This window comes from Nostoc sp. (genome assembly GCF_036918245.1).
Taxonomy (GTDB): Bacteria; Cyanobacteriota; Cyanobacteriia; order Cyanobacteriales; family Nostocaceae; genus Nostoc.
The window spans coordinates 1-16,291 of record NZ_JBALEF010000025.1 but is presented as its reverse complement, the minus strand read 5'-3'; the positions used below and the strand labels follow the sequence as shown (position 1 = coordinate 16,291).

Genomic DNA, 16,291 nt, shown 5'->3' with positions numbered 1-16,291 from the left:
AGCGTCACTATTTCAGCCAGTAGTTATCGGAAATCACTCCAGATTGTATATTTCATATCTGGATAAAGTACTTGAGATAATTAGAATGCAAGCTGAAATCCTAAATCCCCAATTGCTATGATGCCCTGCTATCAATTGCCCTTATCCCAGATACGTCGCTTTGGATTAGCTTTAATGCTGCCAGCTGCACTTTTGGGCGCTTTTGCCTTCCCTACCCAAGTGCAAACCGCTACTGCACAAACATCTCAGGCAAATCGCCCCCTCACTATCCGCGCTGATGTGCAAGAATATGACGCTAAAAATCAAGTAATCACGGCTCGCGGTAATGTGCAAATGTTGTATCCGGCTCGCCAAATTCAGGCAACATCTGCCCAAGCACAGTATTTTAGTAAAGAACGCCGAATTGATTTCAGTGGCAATGTCTATATTTTACAACAGGGCGGTAACAGTATTCGGGCGGAGAAAGTAACCTATTTAATTGATGAAGGGCGATTTGTTGCTTTACCCCAATCCAACCGTCAGGTAGAGTCCATCTACATGGTGCAGGAATCAGATAATAATGGACAAACTGCGACACCTGCCCCAAAGACACCACCTTTGAAGCCTTCTAATTAGCATTTACCACCAAGAAAGGGTGCTTCCAGAGTGAAAATTGTTTTAGAGAATATTCACAAATCTTACGGCAAGCGAGTAATTGTCAATCGTGTCAACCTTTCTGTTGCTCAGGGTGAAGTTGTTGGTTTACTAGGCCCCAATGGGGCTGGTAAAACCACAACCTTTTACATTGCTACAGGTTTAGAAAAACCCAATCAAGGAAAAGTCTGGCTGGGTAATGTAGAGGTAACGGGAATGCCAATGCATGAAAGGGCACGACTGGGTATTGGCTATCTAGCACAAGAAGCAAGTGTTTTTCGCCAACTCTCGGTAGAGGATAATATTCTGTTAGTGCTAGAGCAAACCCATGTGCCACGATGGGAGTGGTCAAGGCGACTCAATACTTTACTGCGGGAGTTTCGGTTGGAAAAATTAGCTAGGAGTAAAGGAATTCAACTTTCTGGTGGTGAGAGACGGCGGACGGAATTAGCAAGGTCTTTAGCTGCTGGACGAGAAGGGCCAAAATTTTTACTTTTGGATGAACCATTTGCGGGAGTTGATCCGATCGCAGTCTCAGAAATTCAGCAAATCGTAGCACGACTGCGCGATCGCGGCATGGGAATCTTAATTACAGATCATAATGTCCGCGAAACCCTAGCTATCACCGATCGCGCCTACATCATGCGTGAGGGACAAATCCTCGCTTTTGGCGCTGCTGACGAACTTTATAGCAACTCCCTGGTGCGGCAATATTATTTAGGAGATAATTTTCAAGTCTAAATTAAACAATTATTTAGTTAATCATTTCAAAAGATATTTTGATTTTTTATTCTTCAGCATGAATTTATGAATTCATTTTAGTTCTGCTTTCTCACCTATTGAGAATTAAACTTTGATACTGAATAAACTAGATACAGCAGTTTGCAATTAAGTGAGGTAGAGAGCCTAAAGTTCAAGACCAGATATAAAGACTATTTTTCTCCTGCCTGCTGCCTGCTGCCTGCTGCTGTATACTTTGCTTGGCCAGGGTTGCCAATATTGAAATTTTAAAGTTGCTTATGATATCAAAGAAGCTCACGTTTTTCAACAGTCTCTATTCGCTGCTGCCTTTTACGATCATGGATCGCTATCTTGCCAGCGAATTGTTAGCGCCGTTTTTCTTTGGTGTCGGAGCTTTTTCATCAATTGGCGTCACCATTGATGCTGTATTTGATCTCATCAGAAAAATTGTCGAATCTGGGCTACCCATAGACATTGCTATTCAAGTTTTTTTATTAAAATTTCCCAACTTTATCGTTTTAGCCTTTCCCATGTCTACGCTGCTGGCTACTTTGATGACCTACAGTCGTCTTTCTAGCGAGAGCGAACTCATTGCCCTGCGTGGTTGTGGCGTCAGTGTCTATCGCATGGTGCTAACTGCTGTGATGTTAAGTCTTGTAGTCACAGGAATGACATTTATATTTAACGAAGAAATTGCACCAGCAGCAAATTATCAAGCGGCGATGACTTTAGAGAAAGCCTTGAAATCAGACAAGCCAACTTTTAAACAGCAAAATATTTTCTATCCTGAATACCAGGATGTTGCCCAGCCGGATGGTTCTAAGAATCGGATATTGACACGCTTGTTTTACGCCGACCAATTTGATGGTAAGCGGATGACAGGGTTGACAATTATAGATCGCTCAACAAAAAATCTGAATCAAATTGTGGTATCAGAATCTGCTCAGTGGAATCCTTCTCAAAATGTCTGGGATTTTTACAACGGTACGATCTATTTTGTTGCTGCCGATCGCTCTTATCGAAATATCGTCAAATTTGAACACCAACAACTGCTATTACCGCGCACGCCATTAAGTTTGGCAGAAAAAAGCCGAGACTACGGTGAGATGAATATTTCGGAAGCACTACAGCAACTAGAAGTGGAAAATCTCGGTGGCGATCGCCAAAAAATTCGTAAACTTGAAGTGCGGATTCAACAAAAAATCTCTTTGCCCTTTGTATGCGTGGTTTTTGGCTTGGTAGGTGCAGCGATGGGAAGCATACCCCAGCGAACGGGGAGAGGTACAAGCTTTGGGATTAGTGTCCTAGTGATATTTTCGTACTACTTAATTTTCTTTATTAGTGGGGCGATCGCACAAGCAGGTGTCCTTTCTCCCTTTATGGGGGCTTGGTTGCCCAACTTTCTTTTTTTGGGAATAGGTTTATTCTTATTGATACGAGTTGCCAGACGGTAAATTGAAGGGGATGCGGAAGTACACAAACAATATTAAACACCTGGTGAAATTAAATATGCGTTATCCATAACCCTTGTAGAAACATAGCAGTGGTAGGTCTCTACATTCTTTTTCACCAGATGTCTATTATTCTCCCTCATCCCCCCACTTCAATTACGGGTGATAATTTCGACATTGTGGTGCATCGGGATTTTCCTTGCAGTATTCTTCAAAAGAGACTTTCGCTGATATCATCCCCTCAGCTTTCTGATGAGCTGCTTCTGCCTGAAGTTCTTCTACCTCATCCCAGGCAGCTGCACAGGGTTTAGAATAAGCACCTTGTTCAGTACAAATAGCACGAGCTTGCTCAATTGATTTTTGAATTCTCTCCTCCAGCAGTAGCGCTTTTGGCGCTTCCACAAAGTCGCTTTTGGTCAAAATGTCGGTAATCGAGATGATGCCCAACAGCTTGCCTTGAATCACAGGTGCACGATGAATACCAGTGTTAGCAAATAACCGCGCTACATATTCCACACCCAAATCAGGATTGACCACAATGCAAGGCTTGCTCATAATTTCGTAAACCCGCACTTGCTTTGGATCTTTACCGTAGGCTGTTATCTTATAAACAATATCCGTTGCTGTGACAATGCCATAAGCATCATTCTCATGGCGGCAATCCACAACCAGCGCCCGCAATCCTTTATCCTTCATCAGCCCCACTGCTTCAGCAACAGTTGCCGAACCGCGAATGGTAACTACGTCTTTGGTCATGATATCTTCGGCTTTCATCATTGCTGTAGTCTCCTGGTTAATAGTCCGGTGCAGCACAGCGCCCTCATGGACGTATCGAAGCATTGCAACGCACAGTTGGCTAACTAGAAAGTAAAAAAAGTTGAACTTTTGCCCAGCTACAACAATAAATTAGACCAGTTGTCAACTTCTGATGTTATCCAATGTAACCAATGCCCAAAAACTAAGCATAAATTGTGATAACATTCTGCCGATCAACAAATATTTATTTTTTAATTGCCGAAAATTGCCGTATTTTCCAGAAATAGCTAGAAATCCAATTGGTAATAATATGAGCGACAATCGGCACTAACAAGTTGCCCGTGAGCAGGGCGCTATATGCCAATATCATCCCGACAATTGTTGCCCAAATTACATAAGGCCATTGTTGGGAACCGCTAAAATGCAAGATGCCAAAGCAAAGACTGGATACAATTACTGCTGTAATATCGGAGCCTAAAGCTGGCAGCATCACACCCCTAAATAACAATTCTTCACTCAACCCTGGTAGCAACCCCAGCCAAATTAAATCTGGTAAAGCTAAAGGCTTCAGTACCACTTCTAGGTAATAATCTGCACTTTTACGATAGGCAGTCCATAGGCGGTAAGTTAAGCCACTTAACGCGGTGAGCACAAACCCCAACCCTACACCCAACAGCAACTCTCTTTGATTCAAGTCCCAAGAAAATAGCGAAAAATTGCCAAAGTATAACGAAAGTTTGGCGACTATCAACAAAATGATTGCAGTCGCTCCCATCGCCCCAAGTACTTGGATGCGCGTCAGGTATGGAATTTCTGGCTTTTGCTTTTGTTGTTCAATCACGGGTTTTAGGGGGCAACTAATGACTAATGACTAATGACTAATTGACTGCAAAGGTAATAATTTGGGACGGAGAGCGCAAGGATTGATGCCTGCTTTGTGTGCTACCAATACACCTACTGCTTCTAAATATGAGTTTACCTGTATAGATTTGATCCCCAAAGGTTGGGCAGGAACTTTTATTAGAGTTTTATTCTCTTCTACTGTAATTATTTGGCATCGTCTTTGGCTTAAACTTAGTAAAGCACTGCTACCACAAGCATTTGCAGGTACGATCGCAGCATCCACTTCATCTGCCCAAATATCTTCTTTGTCTGATGCAATCTGTCTTTTCTCTATTATAAATTGTGGGGCACGACTTAATCCGACAAGGACGCAGGGCAAAAAGGTATAGCCCAATTCTTCGGCGGCGGAACGGGGAGATAAATCAGGTTGTGGAGGTTCGCTCAAAAGGGCGGGAGAATGGGCGCAAGGAATTTGAAAGGTTCGCACTAGCAAATGGCTAATTACGGCTTCTGCACCCGCTAAAGGATCTACGCCTTCACCCTGGCGATATTTTTGTACTGCCTCCTCATCCATATCATCGGGGAAACGGGCAACAACTGCGATCGCTTCTGCCCCCGCTTTTTTAATTAATATCTCACCTGCTCGTAACAAACTATCCGGGTTGCCAATTGTTCCCCAACTCACTCCCGATGCTGTAGTCCGTAATTCTACATTCAATGGTGCATCAGTAATTACATAATCCGTTAAGGTTAATCCTAGAGTTGCTCTGACTGCATCTGCTGCTTGTATATGTCGTAGTCGCAACTCTGGCTCAATACCTTGGTCTAAAAGCAAACCTACTTTGTTAGTGCGAACTGGACGCAAACCCCAGCATCCAGAGGCAAATTTGTCAAGCCCGTAACCTTCAACATAGAAAGCGTTAGGGAGATTCCAATACAAACTTGCGCCATTCAGGACATTGGGGTGAGTAATTAGGCGATCGCAAACCTGTGCTATAACCTTGGCAACAGGTAAAGCATCTCCTGCATAACCCCCAATGGCAGCCCCAACGCCAGTTGGTACAATTAAGATAGCTGTGTAGGGACGCATATTGAGTGCTGAGTGCTGAGTGCTGAGTGCTGAGTTATAAATCAAAAGCCATTAAATACTAACTCCCAATTCTCAATTCTCAACTTTATAACTTCCATCTCTCAACTCCTAACTCTCAACTTTTAACTTTTAACTTCTAACTCAGCATTCACTACTCAGCACTCAGCACTCTTTGTCACTACTGCTTCAACTGTCGCTTTTTGTTCGTCAACATCTACAGAGGTAACAGCCCAACGCAGGGGTTCGCCTTGTTTGTTCAACTCTGTTTCAATTGCTTCTAGTAATTCTGCCGGAGTTTCTTGTAAATCAATTTCTGCGGTAATAAAATGAGTTGTCATCTTGGTAAATCCTGTTGATTTGTAATTTCTAGAATAGCTGATGTCAGTTGCGATGAAATACTTATGTTATTTATCAGATTTGGTAATGCTCGGTGGACAGTTATTCAGTTATGAATAATCATCCGATATACTGATAACTGCTCACAGATTATTTGTCTTTGCCAAATTGTAAATGATAAACAATGTCTTCCTTTTCTGTCTCAAGTTTCAAATCAGAAAGGGGTTTCGCAACACAAAGCAATACATAACCTTGCTTTTGTAAATCTGGACTAACGCCCATGCCATCAGTTTGATCCACAGTTCCTTCAGATAGTTGACCGGCGCAAGTTGTACAAACACCAGCATTACAAGAACTCGGCAGTTCCAAACCAGCAGCATCGGCAACTGATAAGATCGTTTCATCTTCGGGAACTTGCAAAGTATGAATTTTGCCTTGGTGATTAATTTCTACGGTGTAAGTTTTGGACATATACAAAGGAAGGTGATGCAACGAGAACTTTAGAGATTCAGGCTTTGGCCGTTCATAAGTTCAGTGGACAAGAAGGTTATTTTATCTGATAAATAAGCACATTACCAAGTAAACAAAGACGAAAAGAGAATTATTTTCAAAGAGCCTTATCAAGGAAAAATAGTTATACAGTGATAATTATAAGTCCTTGCTAGACAAAAAACTTAAGGTAAGGAAACTCACTTGCTGTTAATTCCACCTGTAAAAGCTTGTGAGGTTGAATCCTCCTGAAACTAGGGAAGTGATGATACACACTTAAAACTTTGTTTGGTTAAATATTTGGAGTGGAGTTAAGAATGCTGGAATCATATCGTAAACACGTTGCCGAAAGAGCTGCACTGGGAATTCCCCCCTTACCATTGGATGCAAAGCAGACATCTGAACTGTGCGAATTACTGAAAAATCCGCCCAAGGGTCAAGAGGATATATTATTGCATTTATTGAGCGATCGCGTTTCTCCTGGTGTTGATCCAGCAGCTTATGTCAAAGCTGGATTTCTCACCGCGATTGCCAAAAAGGAAATCATCAGTCCCTTGGTTTCGCGCATAGAAGCGGTGCAATTGTTAGGGACAATGATAGGTGGTTACAATGTGCAATCTTTAATCGATTTGCTGCAATGGCCCACCGTATCTCTCTCAGACTCATCTGAAACACCTCTGGTAATGGGTGGACAAGGAAAGGAACCCATCGCCGCTTATGCCGCCAACGCTTTAAGCAAAATCCTCTTGGTGTACGACGCCTTCCACGATGTTTTAGAGTTGTCTAAAACCAATCCTTTCGCCAAGCGGGTGATTGACTCTTGGGCGGAAGCTGAATGGTTTACCCTTCGCCCCACAGTACCAGAAGCGATTACTGTCACCGTTTTTAAAGTTCCTGGCGAAACCAATACCGACGATTTATCCCCCGCCCAAAGCGCCACAACTCGCCCAGATATTCCCTTACACGCCTTAGTGATGTTAGAGTCACGGCAACCGGGAAGCTTGGCAACCATTGCCGAATTGAAGAAAAAAGGGCATCCTGTAGCTTACGTGGGGGATGTAGTTGGTACAGGTTCTTCGCGTAAATCTGCTATTAACTCGGTGTTATGGCACATGGGAAATGATATACCTTTTGTGCCAAACAAACGCGCTGGGGGTTATGTTTTAGGTGGTGCGATCGCGCCAATTTTCTTTAACACAGCTGAAGATGCCGGTGCTTTGCCTATTCAGTGCGACGTCACCAAACTAGAAACCGGCATGGTAATTACCATCCATCCCTACAAAGGCGAAATCACAAATGAAGCAGGTGAAGTCATTTCCACCTTTGCCCTCAAACCTGATACCATCCTCGATGAAGTTCGCGCAGGTGGACGCATCCCCCTACTTATCGGCCGTACCCTCACCGATAAAACTCGTCTTGCACTTGGTTTAGAACCCAGCACCGTTTTCACCCGTCCCCAGCAAGCCTTTGATACAGGTAAAGGCTACACCCTAGCACAGAAAATGGTAGGTAAAGCTTGCGGATTACCTGGTGTGCGTCCCGGCACATCCTGCGAACCGATCATTACTACCGTTGGTTCCCAGGATACCACAGGCCCCATGACCCGCGATGAATTAAAAGAACTCGCCTGTCTTGGTTTCAGTGCAGACTTAGTGATACAAAGTTTCTGCCACACAGCTGCTTATCCCAAACCAGTAGACATCAAAACCCATCACGAGCTCCCCGATTTCTTTGCCTCTCGTGGCGGTGTCGCCCTGCGTCCCGGTGATGGTATAATCCACTCTTGGTTAAACCGGATGCTGCTACCCGACACCGTGGGAACTGGCGGCGACTCTCACACCCGCTTCCCCTTGGGTATTTCCTTCCCCGCCGGTTCTGGATTAGTGGCCTTTGCAGCCGCCTTGGGTGTGATGCCTTTAGATATGCCAGAGTCAGTATTGGTAAGATTTAAAGGTGAACTGCAACCAGGTATCACCCTGCGCGATGTCGTGAATGCCATTCCCTACGTGGCAATTCAAAAAGGTTTGCTGACAGCAGAAAAGCAGAACAAGAAAAATGTGTTCTCCGGGCGAATTCTGGAAATAGAAGGTTTGCCAGATTTAAAAGTTGAACAAGCCTTTGAACTCACCGATGCTAGTGCCGAACGTTCTTGTGCCGGATGCACAATTAAGCTGAGTGTAGAGACAATTTCGGAATATCTGCGTTCTAACGTAGCGCTGCTAAAAAATATGATAGCACGAGGCTATCAAGATGCGCGTACCATGCTGCGCCGTGTGGCAAAGATGGAAGAATGGTTAGCAAATCCCGTGTTATTAGAAGGCGATGCCGATGCGGAGTATGCCGAAATAATTGAAATTGATTTGAACGAAATCAAAGAACCAATTGTTGCTGCTCCCAATGACCCCGATAATGTTAAATTATTATCGGAAGTTGCTAATGATCCAGTGCAAGAAGTATTCGTCGGTTCTTGTATGACAAATATCGGTCATTATCGGGCAACAGCCAAAGTTTTGGAAGGCGCAGGTGAAGTGAAAACTCGCCTGTGGATTTCACCACCAACCCGCATGGATGAACACCAACTTAAAGAAGAAGGTGTATACAGCATTTTTGGGGCTGCGGGTGCTAGAACAGAAATACCCGGATGCAGTTTGTGCATGGGTAATCAGGCGCGAGTTGCTGATGGCACAACAGTGTTTTCTACCTCTACCCGCAACTTCAATAATCGCATGGGTAAAGATGCGCGAGTGTATCTTGGTTCAGCAGAATTAGCCGCAGTTTGTGCGCTGCTGGGACGGCTTCCCACGGTGCAGGAATACTTGGATATTGTGGCGAGTAGAATTCATCCTTTTGCCGATGATTTGTATCGGTATTTGAACTTTGATCAAATCCTCGGTTTTGAGGATGAAGGGCGCGTGATTTCTAAGGAGGAGCAGGCTTTGTTAGTATAGTTTAATTAGGTGGGTATTATGCCCACCTAATTTTTAGCGTTTCCAAGAGGAATATTAATGACCAGTCCATCTTTTATAAATGAACAAAATCTCTATGAACAAGACTTTTACTTGTGGACACAAACAATTGTCAATCAGTTAAAAGAAAATAATTTTAATGAAATAGATATACTTAATCTAATTGAAGAAATTGAAAGCATGGGTAGGAGTGAAAAACGCGAATTAAAAAATCGATTAATTGTGTTATTAATGCACTTGTTGAAATGGCAATATCAACCAGAAAAACGTAGTGAAAGTTGGCGCAGTACAATTTCTGAACAACGTATCTGTATTGAAACATTATTAGAAGATAGTCCCAGTTTGCAACCTCTACTTGCAGAATTATTTGAAAATTGTTATCAAAAAGCTCGTCTCAAAGCATCTGATGAAACAGATATTAAATTAAATTTATTTCCTAAAGAATCTCCGTTTACATTAGAAGAAACTTTAAAAAGTAGTTATTAAGTTCGAGGAATGAATTTTCACACCGTCGTACTTAGAAAAAATTCTGGCTATTGGGTTGCATTATGTTTAGAAAACGGCATTATCTGGCAGGGAAATAGTCAAGAAGATGCAATTAAAAAACTGAAAGAAGCAATTGAATCTTTTGAAGAGGTTTATGAGTCTGAAAGTAATATTTATAAATCTACCGTTTCAATAGATGAATTACATGAATTTTTATCTATTGAAGAAAAAGAACAAGATTCAGAGATAATTGTGGCGAGTAGAATTCATCCTTTTGCAGATGATTTGTATCGGTATTTAAACTTTGATAAAATCGCCGATTGTGAGGATGAAGGGCACGTGATTCCGTTGGAAGATATGCCGATAGTTGAGGATATTTTGGGTATGCCTACGGCGGCGAGGTAGGTAATAATACGGTGGGCAATGCCTACCTAATTATCTAACATCAACAGGTAAGCAAAAATGAACTTTTGCACTGTTGTTTAATAAATATACTAATGAGACTATATACAATTGATACTGTACAGAGAGATAACTATTATAAACTTGAATTTCAACCCCAAGCAGGAATTATGCTGAAATTAGTTAAAAATGTACCTTGCTTGGGTTTTTCTGACTATTATGCTATTGGGGATGCAATAATAAAAGCTGGCATTAACAAAGACCATCATATTATACCTATTATTCTACAACAATCAACTATTGAAGAATTAAAGAATATACAAAACACAGAAGAATCTAAAAAAGAACTACAGTTAAAAGGCAATACAGAAGATATAAATCAAGAATACTTTCAACAAAAAACTAAACCCATAAAAATTTACGATAGCAGACTCCATAAGAATGAAAAAGAAATTCTCTTTTTGAAAGAACAAGCTCTATCACAGGACAAAGATATCATTGTTCTCTTAGAACTGCCTGTAAATGATGCTCAACCTCATTATAAATTTGATGGCAATATAGAAATTTTATTAAGTCTCCACAAAACTTATTATTATGAAAGTTCAAATTCAATTTCTCAGCCTCAACTTTATGTAGCCATAGTCAAGATGAGTCATGGTTCAAAAGTTGATTTTACATACTCTAGCCCTTATTCAGACAATATCACACTACCAACATTACAAAATTTAATGAAATATAAATTTGAGTATACTTGCTATGAAGGAGGATTATATTATAGAGATGCTTATGGAGATAAATTATATTTTAAAAAACCTGACAAAAAAGAGTTTTTAGATTTGTATTCTGAATTCTCTATTGATATTTAGTTTTCTATAAATTTTGGAGTTTCGAGTTTAATTTATATTTAGAAAAGTTTTGATAGCCTGTAGCAAACCTTTAGAACTTTAGAATAAATTACGACCTTTTTAACATATCTGACCCAACCCCCCAACCCCCTTACCTACGAAGGAAGGAGGAGAAATCCGGCTCCCCTCTTTGCTTCAAAGAGGGGTTGGGGGAGAGGTCAATCTATGCGATCGCAATAAACTGTTAAAGTCTAATTACTTGATACCAAACTTTTTACACATAGGAGTTATTAAAATACTTGAACTTCACAAATCACAAAAGCTATGTTCTTGACGACAATCAACGACCTATTGCTGTACAAATTCCTATCGCTGAATTTGAAAATATTGAAGGTCTTCTTAAGGATTAAGGGATAAATCAAGAAGCAGCAATCAATCAACTTAATGAAGCGATCGCCTCTTTTTTTGAAGTCTAAAAAATCGAACCTAATATTTACCATGCTTCACTCACTATAGAAGAATTACATGAGTTTTTGTCAGTGGAAGACACTGAATAAGTATGATAAATCTTCGAGTTGAAGAAAGTTTACATAAAAGTGCATAAGGTAGCCCATCGTAGACTTCGGATTTGGCTAATGCTTGAGTCATTTTGCCCTCTGCTTTATATCAAATTTGACCTCTCTCAAACCTCTCCACAACACGAGGAGAGGCTTAATCAACGAACTGAAGTTAAACTTTCGTCGCAGCAGCACTTGGTAAACTCACTTTCAAGCGCTTAAACATCGCTTCTCGTGCTTGTGCAGCGAGGCTGTCGTCAAAAGGTGTTAAGGTAATTTCCTGCTGATACTTTAGCCGCAGCGCTGTTTGAATTAACCAATCAGCAACAAAGGGATTTTTCGGTAACAATGGCCCGTGGGAATAAGTAGCGATCGCATTTTGATAAAATGCTCCTTCTGTCCCATCTTCACCATTATTTCCCAAGCCGTACACCACTCGCCCCAAAGCTTCCACTTTTCCCAGTTTGGTGCGTCCGCCGTGATTTTCAAAGCCTACCAAATATGGTGTGCTACCTGTCATCTCTTTTAAATCTCGCGCTAGACGAGAAGCTGTGACTTCAATTACTAAGTTGCCAATACAGCGTTTAGTATTTTCACCAGGATGCACAGAAACTAAATCGAGTATTCCCAAACCATCAATTCGTTGTCCCAAGCCTGGTTCATAATAATGTCCCAGTAATTGGGGTGAACCACAAGTAAATACTCCTGGTGTTCCATTTTCGATTTTGTCGCGCATTGCATCAGCTTTCGCACCTTGCAAATCACGCATGACAATCTCTTGCTGGCGGTCTTGGGCGCCACCACCAACTATGACATCTACAGTTTTAATATCTGCGGCTGTGGAATTTTGATCTAGGGGTAACACTTTAACATCGTATCCCCGCCATTGAGCGCGACGTTCTATAGTAATTACATTACCGCGATCGCCATAAGTACTCATCAGCGTCGGATAAAGCCAACCAATTGTTAATTCCAAATTTTGAGAAGTCATAAATTTAGGGAATAGGGAATGGAACGATCGCAAATGACCAATGACCAATGACCAATGACAAATGACAAATTTAAAGAATTTTTCGACCAGTCAAAACTTCTCGTACTTCTAGCATGGCTGAGTAGGTGGGTAGAATATGCAAAGTTTCATTCTCTGGTGTATGCTCTAATGCAGTTGCGATCGCTTGTCGCAAATCTTCTTCTACAATTAAATTTAAGTTACTCTCAGGGGACTTTTGGCTGTAACGTAGACGTAGTGCCATATCGTAGACGCGATCGCCACTCACTACTAAAGTGCCTCCCCGTTCAACTAATTTTTCGGTATCTACGTCCCAAATCCAGGATACATCAGTGCCATCGGGTGTGCGATCGTTCAATACTAGCAGTGTGGTTTTATCTGTGCTTTGAGTAACTACGCGAATGGTTTCATTCGTTCCTACAGGATTTTTGGATAACAATATTCGCACTCGTTTACCATTAATTACTAAATCTTCAGCCCGACCAAAAGCAGCTTGGAAATTGTTAATAGTATCTCTGATTGTTGCTTCATCAACTCCTAACTCAATAGCCGCAGTTGCAGCAGCTAAAGTATTATATTTGTTGTACAAACCAACCAGAATTTGCGACCATTCATTACTTTCTAAAGTCGGTTTACTTTTACTAAAACCACACTTAGGACAAGTAAAATCTCCCAAATGAGACAAATAAACACCCTTGTAATCTAGGGAATGTCCACATTTGGGACAGTAAATAGAATCAACAGCATGAGGAATTGCTTCTAGATAATGTTCTGGTTCATTCAAGCCAAAGAATAACACCCGTTGGGGTAACTGCTGACCGAGGTTAGATAAAGTTGGGTCATCAGCATTAGGAATTACCACCGTTTCTGCTGGTAGGGTAGAAATAACTTTTGTCCAACGTTTACTAATTGTGTCTACTTCTCCGTACCTATCGAGTTGGTCGCGGAACAAGTTTAAACAAAGAATGATTCGTGGCTGGAGTGGTGCTAATACTTTTGGTACAATATTTTCATCAACTTCCAAAATGGCGTAATCAGTATTGAGCGTACCTAGTAAGTTGGTGCTTTCTAACAGCGCTGTCATCAAGCCATTTTCCAGATTTGCACCTGTAGAATTATGAGTGATGCGAAAACCCTTGCGTTCTAATATCGTGCATAAAAGCAGCGCTGTAGTAGTTTTGCCGTTAGTACCAGCAATTAAAATCACCCCATTTTTAACTTGCTGACTCAATAATTGTAACAGTCGGGGTTCTATGCGACGAGCAATCGAGCCTGGTAACACACTAGCAGCACCCAGACGGAGCGATCGCACAATAAACGTCACACTTTTTGCCACTGACACCGCGAAACCCAATCGCAGCCTATCTATGAATTGTATTTTGTTTCCCACATCTGTACCCTAGTCTTCTGGCGGTTGCTAATTAAAAGTGCAAATTTAATCTTGTGAGTTTAGCGAATCCTGGCTGAAAAAGCCAGTCATCGCAATTTTGAATTTTGGATTGTTGCGCTACTTTACCTCTGTTTTGACTTGCGCGTAGCGATACCAGCCACTTGCGAGAGATAATCTCAGTAGGCGTTATCTTAAAAAATAGTGCGTGGGCGTAATTACATATCCAGCCCAGTTGGCCGAATTCAGCACAAACTCACGACAAGTAGTAGCTTGCAAGGTTCCTTTTGATGAATAGCACAAAGTTTCTTTTTTTACATAAACAAATTACTAGCTGGCGAAGGTGGTTGTCCAAATGCCTGTTGTTGCTTGTAAGTCTTTTCATTATAAGTATGCAACCTGCATCTGCTGGTCTTAATAATGATTTATATGATGGCAACATCTTTGTCGTTTATGCTGGCAATGGTTCATTGGTTCCTCCCAGACAGACACTCGCACAGTCTTTAGCGGAACATAAACCCGTATTTTTGGCCTTTTATATAGATGACAGCAGTGAGTCCAAAAGATATGCCATTTCCATTTCACGGGTACAGGAATTCTATGGTAGGGTAGCAGAAATTATCCCGATTAATGTAGATACTATCCCGCCTAAACAGACCTACGACCCTACAGAAGTAGGATATTACTATTCTGGGGGTGTTCCTCAAGTAGTGGTGTTTAATAAATCGGGTGAAGTAGTTTTGAATAAAAAAGGTCAAGTACCTTTTGAAGAGATAGACGATCAATTTCGTAAAATCTTTGATTTATTACCACGCACTGAAACAGCACAGTTAAAGCGGCGAGCTTTTAACGAGTTTAGTAGTGAGTTAGCTAAGTAACTTATGGGGCAGATCAAATTGGTCTGCCCTAATTTTTAGTTATATCTGTTACTACATTGCCACCGATGTCAAAGCATAATATTGAAATATCTGTATTCACAATCGAGAAAATTAATCCATAGTCTATAGTCCGTAATCAATGCCCATTGCCCAATAATTAACTAAAGTGTATTCTGATGTCAAAGGTTTACACCACCCAGGAACTAATTCAAATTTTGGCAGCCGAACGCCAAGCTTGCCTCAAAGGAAAACGCTTAAAATTAGAAATAAAAGTCTCTGGCAATCCTGTAATTGACCAGTTTATCAGCACTGATGGGTTGCAACAGTTTACTGCCTATCAAGATTTCAAAACTGCAATTCACGATTATCAGAAAGAAAATCGAGTTTCCGGTATTATTTGGCGAGAAGTGACAGTTAAAGGAAAAAACTTGCACTATCCCGAAGTAGATACTGAGTTAATTGCCCTCAATGGTGACTTAGAGATATTAAAAGCTGCTAAAAATTCCATCGTAGAATTTTGGTATGATGTCACTATAGGGATGGATTTATACTTGAGTTTTAATAATAGTAAACAACACCAACAAATTGTCACATCAGATGTAGAGAGAATTGTTCAAAGAACAGAGTGGGCAAGTTTGTGCAAGTGGGAAAATTCTAGCTTTTTGGAAATGATTTTGCAGCTAGGATGGGGTAAACCAGAAGAGGCTTATTATAAACGAGGAAGACCGCGATCGGGTAGTGAATATATTCATGCAGTCAATCCCGGAAATCGCCCTATTGGTTGATTGATGTGTTGGGTAGCAATACTGAAAACTACGACAAAATGACGGATAGAATTGCATTTACTTTGCTTTCTTAATAAGGCACTCTATCTGTAACAGAAATTTTAACTGTACAGATAAGTAGTAGCATGAAAGTACGCGAAGTGATCAAACGACTAGAAGCTGATGGTTGGTATCTTGCTAGAACTAAAGGTAGTCATCGACAGTTCAAACATCCTGATAAACCTGGTACTGTAACAGTGGCTGGTAAGCCAAATGTGGATGTACCAATTGGTACTCTGAAAAATATCTGGAGACATGCTCAATTGGAGGAAGACTGATGCGTTATACAGTTGTGATTGAAAAGGGAGCAACTAGCTACGGCGCTTATGTCCCTGATTTACCAGGTTGTGTAGCTGTGGGTGAAACTTTAGAAGAAGTCAAGCAGATGATTGCAGAAGCTATTGAATTTCATATAGAAGGAATGCTAGAAGATGGTTTACCTATTCCTAAACCTACAAGCATCGCTCATGAGGTTGAAGTTGCAAACTACAGCAAAATATAATTATATAGCAACCGCCAAGGCTGTTAAGACGCGAAACGCAAGACATCCTCAATCGCATCTCGTAAACAATCGAACTGATCGAGTATTTTGCGGATT

At 41.2% G+C, this 16,291-nt stretch carries 19 protein-coding genes; 12 read left to right on the top strand and 7 right to left on the bottom strand.

Annotated elements, in window-relative coordinates; translation table 11 throughout:
• Positions 1–117 precede the first annotated feature (117 nt).
• The 3 genes from V7L12_RS05645 (at position 118) to V7L12_RS05635 (ending at position 2,828) form a co-directional block, all read left to right on the top strand.
• Positions 118–615 carry an LptA/OstA family protein gene (locus V7L12_RS05645; RefSeq protein WP_292857411.1) on the top strand — a complete coding sequence of 166 codons (498 nt, stop codon included), beginning with the start codon at positions 118–120 and terminating at the stop codon, positions 613–615.
• A gap of 30 nt (positions 616–645) precedes the next feature.
• A complete protein-coding gene (lptB, locus tag V7L12_RS05640; protein WP_335082848.1) occupies positions 646–1,374 on the top strand; it encodes an LPS export ABC transporter ATP-binding protein in 729 nt (242 codons plus the stop codon).
• Positions 1,375–1,712: 338 nt separating this feature from the next.
• A complete protein-coding gene (locus tag V7L12_RS05635; protein ID WP_334821965.1) occupies positions 1,713–2,828 on the top strand; it encodes an LptF/LptG family permease in 1,116 nt (371 codons plus the stop codon).
• Positions 2,829–2,981: 153 nt separating this feature from the next.
• Here the strand turns inward: V7L12_RS05635 and V7L12_RS05630 are convergent, their stop codons facing one another.
• The 5 genes from V7L12_RS05630 to V7L12_RS05610 form a co-directional block, all read right to left on the bottom strand.
• Positions 2,982–3,602, bottom strand: a complete 621-nt coding sequence (locus tag V7L12_RS05630) for a CP12 domain-containing protein (protein ID WP_334821991.1) — start codon at positions 3,600–3,602, stop codon at positions 2,982–2,984.
• Positions 3,603–3,825: 223 nt separating this feature from the next.
• The gene (locus V7L12_RS05625) at positions 3,826–4,422 is read right to left on the bottom strand and encodes a CPBP family intramembrane glutamic endopeptidase (protein WP_335082846.1); all 597 of its coding nucleotides are present in this window, start codon (positions 4,420–4,422) and stop codon (positions 3,826–3,828) included.
• Between the two features lie 30 nt (positions 4,423–4,452).
• The gene (locus tag V7L12_RS05620) at positions 4,453–5,514 is read right to left on the bottom strand and encodes a DUF3326 domain-containing protein (protein ID WP_335082844.1); all 1,062 of its coding nucleotides are present in this window, start codon (positions 5,512–5,514) and stop codon (positions 4,453–4,455) included.
• 155 nt (positions 5,515–5,669) lie between these two features.
• Positions 5,670–5,852 (bottom strand): hypothetical protein, encoded by a 183-nt coding sequence (locus tag V7L12_RS05615; RefSeq protein ID WP_335082842.1) that lies wholly within the window; start codon positions 5,850–5,852, stop codon positions 5,670–5,672.
• Positions 5,853–6,000: 148 nt separating this feature from the next.
• Positions 6,001–6,321, bottom strand: a complete 321-nt coding sequence (locus tag V7L12_RS05610; RefSeq protein WP_335082840.1) for a 2Fe-2S iron-sulfur cluster-binding protein — start codon at positions 6,319–6,321, stop codon at positions 6,001–6,003.
• A gap of 335 nt (positions 6,322–6,656) precedes the next feature.
• Here V7L12_RS05610 and acnB point away from each other — a divergent pair, with 335 nt between their 5' ends.
• The 5 genes from acnB (at position 6,657) to V7L12_RS33110 (ending at position 11,448) form a co-directional block, all read left to right on the top strand.
• Positions 6,657–9,287 carry a bifunctional aconitate hydratase 2/2-methylisocitrate dehydratase gene (gene acnB, locus V7L12_RS05605; protein WP_335082838.1) on the top strand — a complete coding sequence of 877 codons (2,631 nt, stop codon included), beginning with the start codon at positions 6,657–6,659 and terminating at the stop codon, positions 9,285–9,287.
• Between the two features lie 57 nt (positions 9,288–9,344).
• Positions 9,345–9,791, top strand: coding sequence for a DUF29 domain-containing protein (locus V7L12_RS05600; RefSeq protein ID WP_335082836.1), 447 nt, complete (start codon positions 9,345–9,347; stop codon positions 9,789–9,791).
• Positions 9,792–9,800: 9 nt separating this feature from the next.
• Positions 9,801–10,196, top strand: a complete 396-nt coding sequence (locus tag V7L12_RS05595) for a type II toxin-antitoxin system HicB family antitoxin (protein ID WP_335082898.1) — start codon at positions 9,801–9,803, stop codon at positions 10,194–10,196.
• Positions 10,197–10,288: 92 nt separating this feature from the next.
• A complete protein-coding gene (locus V7L12_RS05590) occupies positions 10,289–11,059 on the top strand; it encodes a hypothetical protein (RefSeq protein WP_335082834.1) in 771 nt (256 codons plus the stop codon).
• A 278-nt stretch (positions 11,060–11,337) separates the two neighbouring features.
• A complete protein-coding gene (locus V7L12_RS33110; protein ID WP_442947869.1) occupies positions 11,338–11,448 on the top strand; it encodes a hypothetical protein in 111 nt (36 codons plus the stop codon).
• Between the two features lie 319 nt (positions 11,449–11,767).
• Here the strand turns inward: V7L12_RS33110 and V7L12_RS05585 are convergent, their stop codons facing one another.
• Together V7L12_RS05585 and V7L12_RS05580 are read right to left on the bottom strand one after the other, a co-directional pair.
• Positions 11,768–12,586: a type 1 glutamine amidotransferase gene (locus tag V7L12_RS05585; RefSeq protein ID WP_335082832.1), complete on the bottom strand. Its 819-nt coding sequence runs from the start codon at positions 12,584–12,586 to the stop codon at positions 11,768–11,770.
• A 70-nt stretch (positions 12,587–12,656) separates the two neighbouring features.
• Positions 12,657–13,994: a Mur ligase family protein gene (locus V7L12_RS05580; protein ID WP_335082830.1), complete on the bottom strand. Its 1,338-nt coding sequence runs from the start codon at positions 13,992–13,994 to the stop codon at positions 12,657–12,659.
• 287 nt (positions 13,995–14,281) lie between these two features.
• Between V7L12_RS05580 and V7L12_RS05575 the strand changes: the two genes are divergently transcribed.
• From V7L12_RS05575 to V7L12_RS05560, 4 genes are all read left to right on the top strand, one after another.
• Complete coding sequence (locus V7L12_RS05575; protein ID WP_335082828.1) at positions 14,282–14,869, top strand: thylakoid membrane photosystem I accumulation factor; 588 nt, start codon at positions 14,282–14,284, stop codon at positions 14,867–14,869.
• Positions 14,870–15,045: 176 nt separating this feature from the next.
• Positions 15,046–15,654 (top strand): hypothetical protein, encoded by a 609-nt coding sequence (locus tag V7L12_RS05570; protein ID WP_335082826.1) that lies wholly within the window; start codon positions 15,046–15,048, stop codon positions 15,652–15,654.
• Positions 15,655–15,779: 125 nt separating this feature from the next.
• Positions 15,780–15,971, top strand: coding sequence for a type II toxin-antitoxin system HicA family toxin (locus V7L12_RS05565; RefSeq protein ID WP_335082824.1), 192 nt, complete (start codon positions 15,780–15,782; stop codon positions 15,969–15,971).
• Positions 15,971–16,195 (top strand): type II toxin-antitoxin system HicB family antitoxin, encoded by a 225-nt coding sequence (locus V7L12_RS05560; protein ID WP_292719064.1) that lies wholly within the window; start codon positions 15,971–15,973, stop codon positions 16,193–16,195. Before V7L12_RS05565 ends, V7L12_RS05560 begins: the two co-directional genes overlap by 1 nt.
• The last annotated feature ends 96 nt before the right edge of the window (positions 16,196–16,291 follow it).

Coding starts and splice junctions, on each gene's coding strand:
- V7L12_RS05645 (WP_292857411.1), top strand. CDS start 118: ATGATGCCCTGCTATCAATTGCCCTTATCCCAGATACGTCGCTTTGGA.
- V7L12_RS05635 (WP_334821965.1), top strand. CDS start 1,713: ATGGATCGCTATCTTGCCAGCGAATTGTTAGCGCCGTTTTTCTTTGGT.
- V7L12_RS05630 (WP_334821991.1), bottom strand. CDS start 3,602: ATGATGAAAGCCGAAGATATCATGACCAAAGACGTAGTTACCATTCGC.
- V7L12_RS05620 (WP_335082844.1), bottom strand. CDS start 5,514: ATGCGTCCCTACACAGCTATCTTAATTGTACCAACTGGCGTTGGGGCT.
- V7L12_RS05615 (WP_335082842.1), bottom strand. CDS start 5,852: ATGACAACTCATTTTATTACCGCAGAAATTGATTTACAAGAAACTCCG.
- V7L12_RS05610 (WP_335082840.1), bottom strand. CDS start 6,321: ATGTCCAAAACTTACACCGTAGAAATTAATCACCAAGGCAAAATTCAT.
- acnB (WP_335082838.1), top strand. CDS start 6,657: ATGCTGGAATCATATCGTAAACACGTTGCCGAAAGAGCTGCACTGGGA.
- V7L12_RS05600 (WP_335082836.1), top strand. CDS start 9,345: ATGACCAGTCCATCTTTTATAAATGAACAAAATCTCTATGAACAAGAC.
- V7L12_RS05595 (WP_335082898.1), top strand. CDS start 9,801: ATGAATTTTCACACCGTCGTACTTAGAAAAAATTCTGGCTATTGGGTT.
- V7L12_RS05590 (WP_335082834.1), top strand. CDS start 10,289: ATGAGACTATATACAATTGATACTGTACAGAGAGATAACTATTATAAA.
- V7L12_RS05585 (WP_335082832.1), bottom strand. CDS start 12,586: ATGACTTCTCAAAATTTGGAATTAACAATTGGTTGGCTTTATCCGACG.
- V7L12_RS05575 (WP_335082828.1), top strand. CDS start 14,282: ATGAATAGCACAAAGTTTCTTTTTTTACATAAACAAATTACTAGCTGG.
- V7L12_RS05570 (WP_335082826.1), top strand. CDS start 15,046: ATGTCAAAGGTTTACACCACCCAGGAACTAATTCAAATTTTGGCAGCC.
- V7L12_RS05565 (WP_335082824.1), top strand. CDS start 15,780: ATGAAAGTACGCGAAGTGATCAAACGACTAGAAGCTGATGGTTGGTAT.
- V7L12_RS05560 (WP_292719064.1), top strand. CDS start 15,971: ATGCGTTATACAGTTGTGATTGAAAAGGGAGCAACTAGCTACGGCGCT.